The organism is Gracilimonas sediminicola (genome assembly GCF_024320785.1).
GTDB lineage: Bacteria > Bacteroidota > Rhodothermia > Balneolales > Balneolaceae > Gracilimonas > Gracilimonas sediminicola.
On record NZ_JANDBC010000002.1, the window covers coordinates 613,467 to 629,249 of the forward strand.

Genomic DNA, 15,783 nt, shown 5'->3' on the forward strand with positions numbered 1-15,783 from the left:
TCCGATGAAGAGAAATCGAGGTCAGGATGATTCCGTATCACCAACAGAGGTGACTAAGAACTTATTTACCGATGTCTGGAAAGATCATGTTGACGAAGTACGAACAATGGCAGGAGAGCTGCAAAGTGAAAAGATGGCAAGTATCACCCGAAAAGCAAAAGCCGTTGTTCTGAATCAAACTAAAAAGTCCGCCCGATTATCCCTTGTCAAAAGCGATGACTAAGATGAGAAAGAAATCGGACTTACCTGAGAAGATTTGTCCGGTTTGTAATCGCCCTTTTAAATGGCGAAAGAAATGGGAAGATGACTGGGAGAATGTAAAATACTGCAGCGAGGGTTGTCGCAGAAATAAAAATTAAAGTCGATCCCACACCCATTCGGGTACCAATTTGGCAACCCAGGCCAACAGCTGCCAGCGCTTGGTTACATATACGTAATTTTTCCTCTTTTCTATACCGGTTACCATTTGGCTTACAGCTTTTTCTACCGGTGCCACCCAGAACATTCCTTTCGCCCGCTCTGTCATCTCTGTCCACACGTAGCCGGGACGAATTTCCGTGATCGTTATATCGGCATTCATCCGCTTCGCTTTTTGCCGGTATCCCTTCATATAATTTGAAATAAAATGCTTGGATGCGGTATAGGCAGCTGCACGGTGATGAGCCAACAATGCTGCCATTGACGACATCCCTACTATATGACCGCTTTCCCGATTTCTGAAATAATCCATCGCAAAATGGCAACCGTGGGCAAAGGCCAGTGCATTTACCTCAATCAGTTTTGATTCTGCTTCCCAGGGCGGCAGCATCTGAATGCGCCCGATGCCTGCATTCAAAATCATGACATCCATTCCGCCCATTTCATCGATGAGGCTGTTATATACCTCTTCCGCTTTTTCGTGATTGGTTACATCCAGGGTTCTGATGAATGCGATGTCTCCGATTTCATCTTTCAGCTCTTGCAACCGCTCCGTTCGCCTTCCCATCAAGCCGACCTTGTGCCCTTTTGAAGTGAGTTGAAGGGCCAGTTCTTTGCCGATTCCGGAAGTGGCGCCGGTAATTAGGATATTCATTCTATGAGCATTAAGTCTTCTGACAGGTAATTAGTTAGCGGACTCTTAGCGAGCGCATCATAAGTATAAAGAAAATCGACAAACTGTGATAATACCCGAAACCTCGATTTCAAAATTACTTCGTCCAGTTTAGCAATGCCTTCCTGTAAATCCAGGATGGTGAGTGGATCAAAATCTTCGCTATTGGCTAGGTTGTTTTGCATGGCTTTCAAATTCAGTTCATCCACCTTTTTAAGCATAAGCCGGTGCTGGGCGATTAAATTTTTCAAGTGCTGGTACTCCCTGATTTTATTGATTGAATCGCGATGCTGCTCAAATTCGAACTCTCCTTCCAGTTCTAACTCATCCAGCTTTCTTTCCGCAATCTGAGGCTTGTTATCCTTAAAAATCGGAAGCGTAACCCCAACCGAGAACCCATAATTAGATTTTCGGTTAGTAAAAGGAAAGTATTCAAGCTGAGCATATCCGATGTCAAAATCCGCTTTTTCTACTCTGCCCTCCTGCCGGGCAACTTCTGCCCGTTGGGATATCAGATCCAGCTCTACTGATGGGTTTGATTGAGTCGCGATATCTGCGGCAAGCTCTTCAATGGTTTCTACCTGAATAAGTGAAAAATTGATCCAATTTAAGTCACCGGTATCAAGAATAAGTTCTATTTCGGCCTTTATCCGGTTTAACTCAACCAATGATTCTTCAAGCTTTTCAATGGCCTCCACCTGATCCAGTTTTGCTTCGGAATAATCCTTTCCGTCAAAAAGTTCACTTTGCAGGTTCTCTTCCATGATGTTGGCTTTTCGGGAAATGATATCCAAACTCTCTTCTACCATCGCTGCCAACTCCCGGTTAAGGAAATATTCTAAAGCCAGCTCATAACGCATCATTAAATTCTCTTTGTACTCCCGCCTTTTCTGAAGCTCTAACTCTTTTCGGGTGGCGTTAAAAAATGCGTTATTCCGTCGAATTCTCCATGGATTCCCCGGTCTCAATCGCAATGCATACTGCAGGTCTTCGTAGGTTTGTTCGTCGTTTCCCATGCGTAGTTCAACTTCTTCCAGGATGGGATAGCGATAATTGCGGGGCTTTAAAAATGCCCTTTGAGCGTCAAAATGAGATGTATTTCGGTCTTCAAATGCGGTGAGCAGAAAATCCGATACGGTATGCTGTGCTATTGCTTTGAACGGGTTGGATAACACAAGAATGATAAATACGGTCAGAAAGAGGAAAGCAGTTCTCATCTTATGATAATTTTCTCTCCAACAGGCAGGTCGTTTTTCTCCGGGATTTCAATAAAAACTTCCAGGCCAAACGTTTGAATGGTGGTTGTTTTCTGAAGGACTTCGGGTAATAACACTACCGAACCAAAACCAATAATAGATCCTGTAGTTTGCAGATCGGGATGCTCCATTGAGCGCACCGTTACCGTTTGCCCCAATTGCTGGCTGCGATCTTTTTTACCAACCAGATACCCTACCACAGAAGTAGGATTAACCGGGTTAATCGAGATCAGCGATGTAAATTCCTGAACCTGCTCGTTGGGTTTTATATATACGTTCTCAATAACTCCGGAAAAGGTAGCATACTTATTCAGGTTGCGATCTTCCTGCATCTTCCAGTTTAATTCCTGCCGGGCAAGTTCAATTTTGGCCTCCAGCTGAGACTGATCAAAAGTATGATCTTGTTTCAAATCAGCAATTCGGATATTAACGGCTTCCAGCTCAAGCTCACCTTTTTGTCGAATGGACTTAATTTGAAGCTGAAGAGTTCCTAACGTATCGTCTTCAAGATTTGTAGTTCTGTTGGCTAAAATGGAATCCGTTAGCGACCGGTTTAATTGGATGCGACGCTGCAATAATTCAACTTCATTCTCAATTTCATTGCGGATTATCCTTTTCTGAGACTCCAAAAGTTCCAGTTCCGATTCCAGCAGTTTTTGTTGCTCTATCTTCTGCGATTCGTAAATCTCCAGCTCTTTTCGAAGCTTTTGTATTTCCAGGTTAAGCTGTGGGCTCTCTAATTCCACCAGAATCTCGCCAGGCTCTACCGTTTGTCCCGGAACCACATGCACATTTTTAACAACCGCCGGCTTCTCAATGTTGATATTATAAATTTTGGAATACGTGACCCCAACAAACGATTTACTCCCTTTGAAGTATTGGGAATTCACCGCAAAAAGCCCGGCAAACAGAAGCGCTATAAACAGGTAAAAGGAATTTATTTTTTTGAGCATCATTCCTCCACGTTAATTGTTTTCCTGGAAATCTTTGAAAGTAATGCGGACCCGCAGCGTATGTTCAATGGCCCTCATTTCTTCCAAAAACTTTCGGTTGTCACCTTCGTGCATAAACTCAATCTGGTACTCATAATCGTACCGGCCATTATTTCTGGCGGTGATTTCAACATCGTCGTAATCGGTGCAGTACTTATCTAAAATAGCCAGCACCCGTTCGTGACCTTTTCCGTCCTGAAGACGAAAAGTGAGCGTTCCCCGAATCCCATCCTTTGTGCTAAACGGACTTAAATGAAGCACCAGTGCCATGGTGCAAAAAAGTATGGTTCCCACAAAAGCAATGGTATACCCAAAAACCCCGATAGCTAAACCCACACTCAGAGAAGCAAAAATAAACAGGATATTGCGGACGTCCTGAATCCGGGTTCGGAAACGAATCATAGCTAAAGCACCAAAAGCTCCTAAACCCCGAGCCAAGCTGTCACCAATAGCCATCATCACCATAGCAGCAACAATGGAACCCAGAGCCAGTCCCTGGAAAAAATTCTTGGGGTACTGGTGACCTGAAAACGTCACCTTATGGGTAATCGCAATCAAGGAAGAAAGAGCAAAAGCCCAAACCAATGAATAGAAAACATTCAGTAAGGTTGGGTAATCATAAACCGGCTGGTCCGGGAATAATTCGAACATAGTATAATTTACTGGCTCTGAATGCTCAGAGGCTGATCAAAATTTTTATGGATCAATTATACCGTTCTTATCGGCCCCGAAAAAATGAAATTAAATTAACCTTCAGGCTCTCTGGAAAGCAGGTGTTTTGGTTTTCGCATATTCAAAGGCTCCAAACATTACACCAGAGTAAAACAAGTCACCGATTACGGTGTAATGGAAAAATGGGATACCGGCTGTGTAGCTCATCAACAAGCCTTCAATACCCTGCGGATACATGGGGTTGCTTAACCAAACTCCAAAATTGGTAACCAGGAAAAAGATAACAGAAGCACTTAAACTACCAGCAATCACCGTTGTGGTGTTCACTTTCTTCAGAATAAAAATACCGGCTACTACGATGAGAGCGATAGCGCCGTACATCCAGTAAAACCCGGGTGTGAAGAGCGTAAAACCGCCATAAAAGTTTGCATACAACAGGTTATTAACCAGCAGATCACTGAAAAACATAGCAAAAAGGGGTACCAGGAAAGAAAATTTCTTATCCGTGAAATACGCTGCCCCAAAAATAGACATAGATCCTATAGGAGCGAAGTTATAGGGATGCGGGATAATACGTGAGAGTGCCGCAATTATGATAAAGCCGGATAAAACTATAAAACGTTTCTTATTCATTGATCTGATTGATGCTTGATATGAACCCCTAAAATAAAAAAAGCATCGCCTCAAATGAAACGATGCTTTCGAAATATCCGGTATTTCTTAATTTATTTTGTGGAACTGTTGCCTTTTTTGCTGTTTAGCTCAAGGTTAAGGTCAACAGTTACTTCATCACCGATTACCGCATCAGAAGCCCAGTCGCCGGTTCCAACGGTATAGTCGGTTCGGTCAACGGTTGTAGAGGCTGTGATACCTGCCACAATAGTATTTTCTTTCATTGGGTTGTCTTTCATACCCAGCAAAGTAAATGGCAGTGCAATTTCTTTGGATACATCTTTAATCGTGAGCGTACCGTTTGCTACAAACTTGTTGTCTCCGGTTTTCTCAATATCAGAGCTTTTAAATGTGATGTGTGGCCATTTTTCTGCGTTGAAAAAATCCGCTGTTTTCAGGTGACCGTCTCTTCTCTCGTTGTCTGTATCAATGCTGTTCACCATAATCTTAACATCGATCATGCTTTCTTCAAGATTATTCGGATCGAAGTTAACGGTAGCTTCGTAGTTATTGAATTCACCATTTACCGGTGTAAAGAAGTGAGTTACTTCAAAATTTACTGCACTGTGGGCTTTGTCAATCGTCCAGCTGGTGGCTGCATATTTTGTTAATGCCAAAGATGAAAGCGCGAAAATAGTTAATGCTAATACGGATGTTATTTTATTTAATATTCTCATGGTTGTGTAATAGTTATTGATTTTAGATTTATGCTAATGCCTCAACACAGCCAATCGGGAAATAATTTCCTTTAATGTTAAATCATTATTAAGCCTCAATCCCTTTTATAAAAGGAATAGCCTGCTTTACACCCCCGGCTAATGTTAGAAGGTGTAAAAACATGGAGAACGGAGAACATTTATTTCGGCCAATGGTTTGCATTAGTAGAATAGTTACCGTTAGTTATTCATTAATAATTCAATACTTAAACAAAATACCTTTTATGAAAAAATTAGTGCGTTATTCATTTGTTATAATTTTGGGTGCAGTTCTTAGCACAGCTACTGCTTTCGCTCAACAACAGCAAATGCCGCCTCAACCTGAACCTTTAAGCCCTGAAGAAGTTACTGATGAGCAACTCGAAATGGTTGTTAATGTATCTGAAGCTGTTCAAGGTTTGCAGAAAGAGGCTGACATGCAGATGAGAGAAGTTATTGCAGAAGAAGAGATGGAGTATAGCCGTTTTCAGCAGATTATGATGGCTCAGCAAAATCCACAAATGGCCGGACAGGTAAATGTAACTGAAGATGAAAAGCAAACCCTTCAGAAAGTACAGCCTAAACTACAGGAAATAACTATGAAAGTTCAGCAGGGTTATATGACTGCTATTCAGGATGAAGGACTTTCTCCTCAGAAATTTCAGCAGATTGCACAAGCTATTCAGGCACATCCTGAGGTGGCAAAACGATTTGAAGAAATTAAGAGTGAATCTGCTCCGGAAAGCGGAAGTGACGGTTAATCCTCACCACTGTTGACATTGATTTCAAAACTCGGTGCATTTGCATCGGGTTTTTTTATTTACTGATCCATTTTGATCCTTTTACCGTGAAACGCCACGGCAGCCCGGCATCTTCACCGGCGTAATCCACTCCTATTCTGGGACTCGCTTCTATCTCCTCTTCCTCGAATTTAATCTCACGATCTTCAACCCAGATTATATCCCCGAGAAGATCACACTCATTATTTGAAGTAGTAATTCCCATTGCCTGGGACAGTTTTCCGGGGCCATTCGTAATTACAGGCTGTAGTTTATCCTTCCCTCTTCTCTGAACCATAACATCCTCACCTTCAATAGGTTGAATAGCCCGAATCAGAATAGCATCAGCCAGGCCTTCCTTGTTGGTCACAACATTAAACAGGTGATGGATTCCATAGCATAAATACACGTAAGCATAGCCCGGAGGGCCATAAATGGTTTCTGTACGAGCCGTTCGAACATCCGGATAAGCATGGCAGGCCCGATCTGTTCGTCCGTTATAAGCCTCGGTCTCTACAATAATTCCTGCTGTTTGTAATCCATCAAAATTCGTGCAAATCACCTTCCCGATTAATTCCTTGCTGATTTGCACCACCTCATCTCGTTCATAAAAAGACCGCGATAGTTTTGACGACATCAGGATATAGCTGTGTATGGATTTTCTTCAATGGCTGGGCGGTTTCCTAAAAACACATCCTTGTAGGCCCTCGCCATAATTGCGCTGATCACAAACAAGAGAGCTGTATAGAACGTCCAAACGCCCAACAGAATAAGAATGGTGTATCCCTGATAAAAGTACCGATACGTTGAAAAAGCATATTCCAGGTAGGCACTTAAGCCGAATTTTGCGATCTCGAACAGCAAGGTATAGGTTAAAGCTGCCATCAGGGCTACTTTTGGCTTAATCTTGCGCTCGCTCACAAACCGGAACACCACATACAAGATCATAAAGGCAAGAATAATGGGCAGTACTATATTCAGAAAGTCATAAATCCAGGGAAGCTCGATGACCATATCGGTAAAGGGAATTTGGATTCGGCTGAGGTTAAAAAGGGAGATCGTGGAAATGGCGAGGCTGAAAAACAGGAATACGGTTCCTATCAAACTGAAGCCAAAGAAATTATAAACCACATCCATAAGAGGATGCTTGCGTTCTTTGATATCGAAGGTATCGAAGAGAACATGCTTCAGGCTGTGCAGCAATCCCTGAGTAAAAAACATCAACACAATAATACCGATGATCCCAAAAATCTGGCGAGCCCCAACCAACGGGCGAAGCAGCGATTCTATCGTCACCGCTCCCTGAAATACATCGTTATTCTGTGTTTCGTAGGTGAAGCTGGGGAAAAACTCCCGGCCGTATCGTACAATTTCGTTAAAGGCCTCATCCACCGAAAGTACATACCCGATAATAGAAATCAGGATTAAGACGAACGGTATGGCACAAATAAATAAATTGAACGTGATGGCTGAAGCATTAAAAAAGATATCTTTTTTGCCCGCCAGCTTTAAAACCCGTTTCCAAAATTCTTTGTGTTTCTCCACAAGATGTATACAATTTGATGAAGGGTAAAATTCGCAGGATGCTGAGTTAATTCCAAACAAACATTTCACGCATAGTTTTTCAGGTAATACATTGGTAAGTTCCACACCTTAAATCAGCAATCTATCAGCATAAAAACAGGTATTTCGAGCGCATGAGTGCTAAGAAAAAGCAGACTCCGCTGATGCGGCAGTATTTTAAGATTAAAGACGAACATCCCGGCACTATTCTACTATTTCGGGTTGGAGATTTTTATGAGACTTTTGCTGATGATGCCCAGCTGGTAAGTAAAGAATTGGGCATTACGCTCACCAAGCGAAATAATGGCGGTGATCAAACTCCCCTTGCCGGCTTTCCCTACCATGCCCTGGACAATTACCTGCCCAAACTGGTTAAAAAGGGGTATAAAGTAGCGGTTTGTGATCAAACCGAAGATCCCGAAGAAGCCAAGAAAGCCGGGCGTAAAATTGTGGAGCGGGAAGTTACCGAGATCACAACACCCGGCGTTACCATGTCGGAAAAGCTGTTGGATCACAAACGAAATAATTATATCGCCTCCCTCCATTGGGATGGCTCAACAGTCGGGGTTGCCTTCTCTGATATATCTACCGGGGAGTTTGCCCTCAGTCATGTAGATGAAAAGAACCTGGACAGCCTGCTTGCCGCCATCCAGCCATCAGAAATTCTGGTTCAGCAAAAAAAGAAGAACAAGCTGGACGAAAAGCTCACCCACCATAACATAAGTTATATCGAGGATTGGGTATATGATGGGGATTACGGATATAACCTGCTCACCGAACATTTTGAGACCCACTCCCTTAAAGGTTTTGGTGTTGAGAACCTGAAAGTGGCTCATGTTGCCGCCGGCTCTCTGATGCATTACATGCAGGAAACGCAGAAAGCTTATTTACGTCACCTGCGCCGGCTGTACGCCTATGAAAGCAGTGAATTTATGAGCCTGGATGCCGCCACCAAACGGAACTTGGAACTCACCGCCAGTATTCAGGAAGGCGGAACGGACGGCACGTTAATTTCCATACTTGATGACACCTGCACGGCTATGGGCGGGCGTTTACTGCGCCGTTGGATTATGCGTCCGTTAAAAAGACTGAAGCCCGTTCAGCAGCGCCTCGATGCGGTTGAAAAGCTCTACAAAAATACCGACATCCGGCAAACCCTCCGTGAAGAATTGGAGCAGGTTGGCGATATGGAGCGACTCATTTCCCGGATTGCGGTTGGCCGTACTAACGCACGTGACGTGGTTCAGCTGAAACTTTCTCTGGCTCAAATTCCGAGACTGAAATCCCAGTTTTCAGGTATTGATGATCCACTACTTGAGAATATTTCGAGCCGATTAAAATTGTTAATTGAAGTTCAGGAACGAATTAATACTGCCCTTAAAGACGATCCACCGGCCAGTGTGCGAGACGGTGGCATGATTGAAGACGGGTTTAACGATGAGCTGGATGAACTTCGCGATATCGCCAAGAACGGAAAAAAGTATATAGCCAAGATTAAAGACGACCTGGCGAAAGAGCATAATATTCCCTCCCTCAAAATCGGCTATAACAAAGTGTTTGGCTACTACATTGAAGTAACCAACACGCATAAAGACAAAGTGCCGGAAAGTTTTATCCGAAAGCAAACGCTGGTGAATTCCGAGCGCTACATCACCCCGGAACTGAAAGAGGTGGAAGAGAAAGTACTATCTGCTGAGGAACGCAGCAAAACCCTGGAGTATGAATTGTTTGAAGAACTGAGGCTGTATGTTGCCGAGTTTGCCGATGACGTTCAGCAGGTTTCTCACGCCATTGCCGAGCTGGATTGCCTGCAGGGTTTTGCCGAAATCGCCTTCCGGAATAATTATGCCAAACCGGAAGTGGGTGATCATGAAGAAATTGACATCAAAAAAGGTAGGCACCCCGTAGTTGAAAAGTCGCTGCCTATGGGTGAGCCATTTATACCCAACGACATTAAGCTGGATAACGACGAACAGCAGATTCTGATTATTACCGGGCCCAATATGGCCGGTAAAAGTATCATTCTCCGCCAAACCGGACTCATTGTCTTGCTGGCCCAGGTAGGAAGTTTTGTTCCTGCCAAAGAAGCCAAAATCGGCCTGGTGGATAAAATCTTTACCCGGGTAGGCGCTTCAGATAACCTGGCTGCAGGGGAAAGTACGTTCCTGGTTGAAATGAACGAAGCGGCCAACATTCTCAACAATGCCACTCCACGGTCCTTGATTTTACTGGATGAAGTGGGTCGCGGAACTTCTACTTTTGACGGGTTGAGTATCGCCTGGTCGCTGGCTGAGTATTTACATAACCATGCGCCTGTGGCTGCAAAAACCCTCTTCGCCACGCATTACCATGAGCTGAATGAACTGGAGCAGATGTATGAGCGAACCAAAAATTTCAACGTTCAGGTAAAAGAACATGACGACAAGGTGGTGTTTCTGCGGAAGCTCATCCCGGGCGGAGCCGATCATAGTTATGGAATTCAGGTAGCCGACATGGCCGGACTCCCGCAGGTTGTAATTGAACGGGCCAAAGAGATCCTGAAGAACCTGGAAAGTCACAGCCTCGACATCACCAACAAAAACGGGACTATTGAGAATGAGGCTTCATCGAAAAAAGAAGCGGCCAAGAATCTCTCTGAGAAAGTAGAAAAACAGCCCGAAACCTCTCAGATGACGATGTTCCAAACACACGTAGATCCCCGAATTGAAACCGTACTGAATAAACTGGAAGCCACAGATCCGAACCGAATGACACCGATTGAGGCGCTGATGCTGATAACCGAATTAAAACGCCTGGTTGATTAAGAATGTGTTGACGTGTTAAAGTGCTTATGTGTGTTCTGTGCAAGCCTAAAAACACATAAGCACTTTAACACGTTAGCACGTCAACACATTAATACATGAAAAAAATGGAAGACAAACCCCACAAATCCGGATATGTAGCAATTATCGGGAAGCCGAATGCCGGTAAATCTACCCTGATGAATTATATTCTGGGCGCCAAGATTTCCATCACTACCCATAAGGCACAAACGACCCGTCATCAGATTGTGGGAATATTTTCGGATGAGGATACTCAGATCGTTTTTCTGGATACTCCCGGTGTTATCTCACCAAGGTATGAGCTTCAAAAAGCGATGATGAAAACCGTGGAGCGTGCACGTAGTGATGCCGATGTGATCCTCTTCATCCATGACCCTATGGATAAGCACCCTACAGATGATGTAATTGAACTTATAAAATCCATCAACAAACCGGTGTTCCTGGTTGTTAATAAAATGGATGCCGCAAATGATGAAAAAGCCCGCAAATCGGCCGAGCAGATTCAAGAGAAACTGAAGATTCGCTCCACACATTATATCTCAGCAACTGCCGGAACCGGCGTGCAAGAATTGATGGAAGATATTCGTGGATGTTTATTGCCCGGACCTCCCTTCTATCCTAAAGAAGACCTAAGCGAGCATCCGGTCCGTTTCTTTGTTTCAGAGCTGATTCGTGAACAGATTTTTCTCCAATTTCACCAGGAAATCCCGTATTCCTGTACGGTAGAAGTAGTTTCTTATGATGCCGATGTGGACATTGACCGCATCCATGCCGACATCATCGTGAACCAGAAATCCCAAAAAGGCATGCTGATTGGCAAAGGCGGAACAGCCATCAAAGAGCTGGGCATTGAAGCCCGGAAATCGGTTGAGGAATTCATTGGCAAACAGGTGTATTTGGAGCTTCATGTGAAGGTCAGAGAAAAGTGGAGAGAAAAAGAAGGGTGGGTTCGTAATTTGGGGTATTAATGGAACGCAGATGACGCGTATACGACAGATTCCCAAATGACTTCGTTTGTTTTCACCTTGAGATTTTGATGTAAAGTCTTCTCATTTCAGAAATTTTATAACGATCTTAAATTGATTACACGCATACATTTAAGATCAATGAACATCTGTTCAATACCTGTCGTCTGTGTTCCCTCAAAAAAATAACTTGCGCCTTCCGAATTCTACTCTTAACATTAGTGTAATGAAATTTTTCCGACAAAATATTATCAGCTCTTGTGCAACTATGTGTTGCATGTGTATGTGCATGGCGCAGACATAAGGGCTGAGATTACGTAAATAAATTTACACGAGCCCTTTTGAATGCAACTCAGAAGGGCTTTTTTGTTGGATTATATTTTAATCGTTCTTTTACAACAGTTGCATTCTCATTAAGAAAGGTGGAGGGATCAGGTCCTTTGAAGCCTTGGCAACCGTCCCGACAATTTATTTGTCAGGAAAAGGTGCTACGTCCTGTCTGTCACATAAAATTTATGTGATGGAAAAGATGAGTTCGAACAGATATTGGTTTTGACATAAAGCCTCTTTCGGATTCATCTCTGAAAGAGGCTTTTTTGGTTTTAAGGAGCCTCATCAGAGAGATGCAAAATCTTAATAGCTAAATAAATCAACAAATAACACACTCACTTATAACCAATATATCATGAGCAACAACAAAGAAAAACGCGACTATAAATTTGAAACCCTGCAGCTGCATGCAGGTCAGGAACCGGATCCCACAACAGGATCGAGAGCGGTGCCGATTTATCAAACCACTTCGTACAATTTTGATAATACCGAGCACGCTGCCAACCTATTTGCTCTCCGTGAATTCGGCAATATCTATACCCGGATTATGAACCCGACCAATGATGTTTTTGAAAACCGGGTGGCTGCCCTCGAAGGCGGAGTGGCTGCATTGGCAACAGCCTCCGGACAGGCTGCCCAGTTTTTGGCTATTTCCAATCTGGCCCAGGCCGGCGATAACATCGTTTCAACCCAATACCTGTATGGCGGAACTTATAACCAGTTCAAAGTAGCCCTGCCCCGGTTGGGGATCGATGTTCGCTTTGCGAAAGAAGATTCCATCGAAGCATACGCTAAACATATCGATGAAAACACCAAAGCCATTTATGTGGAGTCTATCGGAAATCCGCGCGGCAACGTGGCCGACTTTGAAGGACTTTCGGCCCTGGCCAAAGAAAACAACATCCCGCTTGTGGTAGATAATACATTCGGCGCCGGCGGTGCCCTTGTTCAGCCTCTTAAACACGGAGCCAATGTCGTAACCGCATCAGCTACCAAGTGGATTGGCGGACACGGAACGTCTATCGGTGGGGTGATTGTAGATGGTGGTAATTTCAACTGGGGCAACGGAAAATTCCCCGCATTCAGTGAACCCTCTCCTTCCTATCACGGACTTAATTTCTGGGAAGTATTCGGTGAAGACGGCCCTTTCGGCAACATCGCTTTTGCCATTCGTGCCCGGGTTGAAGGGCTGCGTGATTTCGGTCCGGCTCAGTCTCCATTTAACAGTTTTCTGCTGTTGCAGGGGCTGGAAACGCTGTCTTTACGGGTTGAAAGGCACAATGAAAATGCTCTGAAATTGGCCCACTGGCTGAAAGATCATGACGCCGTTGAGTGGATCAGCTTTACTGGCCTGCCTGAGCATGATTATCACGAGCGTGCCAAAAAATATCTGAAAGAAGGTCACTTCGGTTCGGTATTCACCTTTGGCGTGAAAGGCGGATATGATGCCGCGAGAGAATTCATCGAAAACGTACAGCTATCCAGTCACCTTGCCAATGTGGGAGATGCCAAAACCCTGGTTATCCATCCTGCCTCAACCACTCACCAGCAGCTCACGGAAACCGAGCAGAAGTCGAGCGGTGTGAAAGGTGACCTGATCCGGGTATCCGTTGGCATCGAGCATATCGATGATATCATCGAGGACTTCGAGAAAGCATTCGCAAAAATTAAAGTACCCGTGTAACCACGATTAGTACTCCTTTGCAGGTTCGGTGGAAATCCGGGCCTGCTTTTTTTAACAACAGAATTAAACTTAGAAAGTCCTTTATGCAAACCCCGAGGGATGCGCGAAACTGAAGAAATATGAACAAAGACATCAAAATCACAACCCTGAATAAAAGCTGGACGACTGAATCCGGCTATAGTTTTAGTCATGTAGATATTGCCTGGAAAAGCTGGGGGACTCTCAATAAAAGCAGAGATAATGTTATCCTGATTTGTCATGCCCTGACCGGGCATGCCGCCGCCGATGAATGGTTCAGCGGGTTGTTCGACAAAGGGGGCATTCTCAATCCTGAAAAGCACTTTATTCTGTGCATCAATATACCGGGTAGCTGCTATGGTTCTACCGGCCCTGCTTCCATCAACCCAGAAACGGGAAAACCCTGGCAGGCAGATTTTCCCGACATCACCATTCGGGATATCGTCGCCTTCCAACAGCTTTTGCTGGATCACTGGGATATTCAGGGCATTGAATTAGTGATTGGCGGATCTTTAGGAGGAATGACGGCGCTCGAGTTTGCGATCATGGATGACCGGATTAAATCGGCCGCTTTGTTTGCAATGGGAAAATCTCACTCGCCCTGGGCCATCGGTATTAGCCAGGCGCAGCGAATGGCTATTCATGCTGATGAGCGCTGGAATAACGGTTTCTATGACCCCAAAAATCCACCGACCAAAGGACTCACCGCTGCCCGAGCCATGGCGATGCTCACCTATCGAACCCCGGAGAACTATGCCCGAAAATTTGGACGAGAAGTTCACCCTGAAAAGAGAATTTTCCAGGTCGAATCATATCTCAATTACCAGGGAGAAAAGCTGGCAGGCCGGTTTGATGCAAACTCTTACATCACCCTGTCAAAGGCGATGGACTCTCACGATGTATCCAGAGGCCGGGGGAGTTTTGAAGAAGTGCTTGGAGGTGTGCATCAACCGGTATTAATTGTTGGATTTGAAAGTGACAAATTATATCCACTCAGCGAACAACAAGAACTGGCAAAACTGATCCCCAACAGCCGGCTTGCCGAGTTGAAATCTCCCTATGGCCACGATTCCTTTTTAATTGAATTTGATCAGTTGAACACTCAATTACACTCATTTTATCACTCACTCACTGAAGTAAAACCATGACACTAACACTTAAGAAAACAACTACCGACACTCATCAAGAGCTTTCCGTACAAAGAAAGAACATAAACCTTTTCATTGCCGGTTTAGGCGCTGTGGGAGGCACCCTAACCAAACTCATCCGGCAGCTGGATCACTCACTTTATGAGCTGAATGTGATCGGCGTTTGCAACAGCAAATTCACCCAATGGAACCCGGATATGGAGCAGGTAATCAGTAAAAGCCGGCTGACCGATGGCGAGCCTACTGACTGGAACAGCATCCCCGTCGAACTGGTAAACAGGAGCGACGGCAACCTGATTTTTATCGATGCCACCGGAAGTGAAATCGTTGCCCAACAATTTCAATACCTGTTGGACAACGGCGTACATATCGCCACGCCCAGCAAGCGAGCTAATTCATTTAGCCAGGATTATTTTGATGGGTTGATCAATGCAAACAATTCAGGCCGGGCACAATACCGGTATGAAACAGCGGTAGGTGCCGGACTTCCTGTAATCAGCACCCTCAAAACCTTACTGAACAGTGGAGATGAAATCACGAAAATCACCGGAGTAGCTTCAGGAACCATGACTTACCTGTTCACCCAATTACAGAATGGTGTTCCATTCAGTGAAGCGGTTAAAAAGGCTAAGGATGGCGGATATTCAGAGCCGGACCCAAGAGATGACCTTTCCGGCGAAGATGTGGCACGTAAATTCCTGATTCTGGCACGCACCAGTGGCTATAAATTTGAACGGGATCAAATCCGGGTGGATACCCTTGTTCCGGAAAAGCTGATTTCACTTTCTACAGAAGATTTTTTGCAACAATTACCCGAATACGATGGCCATTGGAAAAGTCGCAATGCACAGGCTATGGTCAACAACCGGAAGCTAAGATATGTGGGCACGTTTACACCGGATGGCATCAGCGTTGGCATTGAAGAGGTAAAGGGCGACTCTCCCCTTGGCGGATTGCAAGGAACAGATAACCTCATTCAGATTTACACCAAACGATATAGCACCTCTCCCATTATTGTGCAGGGACCTGGAGCCGGACGAGAAGTAACCGCAGCCGGTGTATTAGGGGATATTATTGATATTGCGGGGATTTTGTAA

Annotated in this window: 16 protein-coding genes and 1 riboswitch; of the genes, 8 read left to right on the top strand and 8 right to left on the bottom strand. The window is 44.5% G+C overall.

Annotation, left to right across the window (positions count from 1 at the left end; translation table 11 throughout):
- Positions 1-4 precede the first annotated feature (4 nt).
- Positions 5-223 carry a DUF3253 domain-containing protein gene (locus NM125_RS12535; protein ID WP_349294189.1) on the top strand — a complete coding sequence of 73 codons (219 nt, stop codon included), beginning with the start codon at positions 5-7 and terminating at the stop codon, positions 221-223.
- On the top strand, positions 216-359 hold the full coding sequence (locus NM125_RS16000) for a DUF2256 domain-containing protein (protein ID WP_349294190.1): 144 nt from the start codon (positions 216-218) through the stop codon (positions 357-359). Before NM125_RS12535 ends, NM125_RS16000 begins: the two co-directional genes overlap by 8 nt.
- On the opposite strand, the gene NM125_RS12540 is transcribed toward NM125_RS16000, so the two are convergent.
- From NM125_RS12540 to NM125_RS12565, 6 genes are all read right to left on the bottom strand, one after another.
- Positions 356-1,072 (bottom strand): SDR family NAD(P)-dependent oxidoreductase, encoded by a 717-nt coding sequence (locus tag NM125_RS12540; RefSeq protein ID WP_255135287.1) that lies wholly within the window; start codon positions 1,070-1,072, stop codon positions 356-358. The two genes, NM125_RS16000 and NM125_RS12540, sit on opposite strands and share 4 nt — an antisense overlap.
- Entirely contained in the window at positions 1,069-2,307 is a 1,239-nt protein-coding gene (locus NM125_RS12545) for a TolC family protein (protein WP_255135288.1), read from the bottom strand. The genes NM125_RS12540 and NM125_RS12545 overlap by 4 nt, the downstream gene beginning before the upstream one ends.
- Positions 2,304-3,302 carry an HlyD family secretion protein gene (locus NM125_RS12550; RefSeq protein WP_255135289.1) on the bottom strand — a complete coding sequence of 333 codons (999 nt, stop codon included), beginning with the start codon at positions 3,300-3,302 and terminating at the stop codon, positions 2,304-2,306. The genes NM125_RS12545 and NM125_RS12550 overlap by 4 nt, the downstream gene beginning before the upstream one ends.
- A gap of 9 nt (positions 3,303-3,311) precedes the next feature.
- The gene (locus NM125_RS12555; RefSeq protein WP_255135290.1) at positions 3,312-3,989 is read right to left on the bottom strand and encodes a DUF4956 domain-containing protein; all 678 of its coding nucleotides are present in this window, start codon (positions 3,987-3,989) and stop codon (positions 3,312-3,314) included.
- Positions 3,990-4,091: 102 nt separating this feature from the next.
- The gene (locus NM125_RS12560) at positions 4,092-4,643 is read right to left on the bottom strand and encodes a DUF6580 family putative transport protein (RefSeq protein WP_255135291.1); all 552 of its coding nucleotides are present in this window, start codon (positions 4,641-4,643) and stop codon (positions 4,092-4,094) included.
- 92 nt (positions 4,644-4,735) lie between these two features.
- Positions 4,736-5,299 (bottom strand): YceI family protein, encoded by a 564-nt coding sequence (locus tag NM125_RS12565; protein ID WP_255135292.1) that lies wholly within the window; start codon positions 5,297-5,299, stop codon positions 4,736-4,738.
- 221 nt (positions 5,300-5,520) lie between these two features.
- On the opposite strand from NM125_RS12565, the gene NM125_RS12570 reads away from it, so the two are divergent.
- A complete protein-coding gene (locus NM125_RS12570) occupies positions 5,521-6,138 on the top strand; it encodes a DUF4168 domain-containing protein (protein WP_255135293.1) in 618 nt (205 codons plus the stop codon).
- Positions 6,139-6,193: 55 nt separating this feature from the next.
- On the opposite strand, the gene NM125_RS12575 is transcribed toward NM125_RS12570, so the two are convergent.
- Positions 6,194-6,793 carry a DNA-3-methyladenine glycosylase gene (locus NM125_RS12575; RefSeq protein WP_255135294.1) on the bottom strand — a complete coding sequence of 200 codons (600 nt, stop codon included), beginning with the start codon at positions 6,791-6,793 and terminating at the stop codon, positions 6,194-6,196.
- Positions 6,793-7,701, bottom strand: a complete 909-nt coding sequence (locus tag NM125_RS12580) for a YihY/virulence factor BrkB family protein (protein WP_255135295.1) — start codon at positions 7,699-7,701, stop codon at positions 6,793-6,795. Before NM125_RS12580 ends, NM125_RS12575 begins: the two co-directional genes overlap by 1 nt.
- Positions 7,702-7,853: 152 nt before the next feature.
- Between NM125_RS12580 and mutS the strand changes: the two genes are divergently transcribed.
- The 5 genes from mutS to NM125_RS12605 all read left to right on the top strand — a co-directional run bounded on the left by mutS (position 7,854) and on the right by NM125_RS12605 (position 15,783).
- A complete protein-coding gene (gene mutS / locus NM125_RS12585; protein ID WP_255135296.1) occupies positions 7,854-10,523 on the top strand; it encodes a DNA mismatch repair protein MutS in 2,670 nt (889 codons plus the stop codon).
- Between the two features lie 104 nt (positions 10,524-10,627).
- Positions 10,628-11,509 carry a GTPase Era gene (era, locus tag NM125_RS12590; RefSeq protein ID WP_255135297.1) on the top strand — a complete coding sequence of 294 codons (882 nt, stop codon included), beginning with the start codon at positions 10,628-10,630 and terminating at the stop codon, positions 11,507-11,509.
- 404 nt (positions 11,510-11,913) lie between these two features.
- Positions 11,914-12,042, top strand: a riboswitch (SAM riboswitch).
- A 149-nt stretch (positions 12,043-12,191) separates the two neighbouring features.
- Entirely contained in the window at positions 12,192-13,520 is a 1,329-nt protein-coding gene (locus tag NM125_RS12595) for an O-acetylhomoserine aminocarboxypropyltransferase/cysteine synthase family protein (RefSeq protein WP_255135298.1), read from the top strand.
- Between the two features lie 119 nt (positions 13,521-13,639).
- Entirely contained in the window at positions 13,640-14,686 is a 1,047-nt protein-coding gene (metX, locus tag NM125_RS12600) for a homoserine O-acetyltransferase MetX (RefSeq protein ID WP_255135299.1), read from the top strand.
- Positions 14,683-15,783 (top strand): homoserine dehydrogenase family protein, encoded by a 1,101-nt coding sequence (locus NM125_RS12605; RefSeq protein WP_255135300.1) that lies wholly within the window; start codon positions 14,683-14,685, stop codon positions 15,781-15,783. The genes metX and NM125_RS12605 overlap by 4 nt, the downstream gene beginning before the upstream one ends.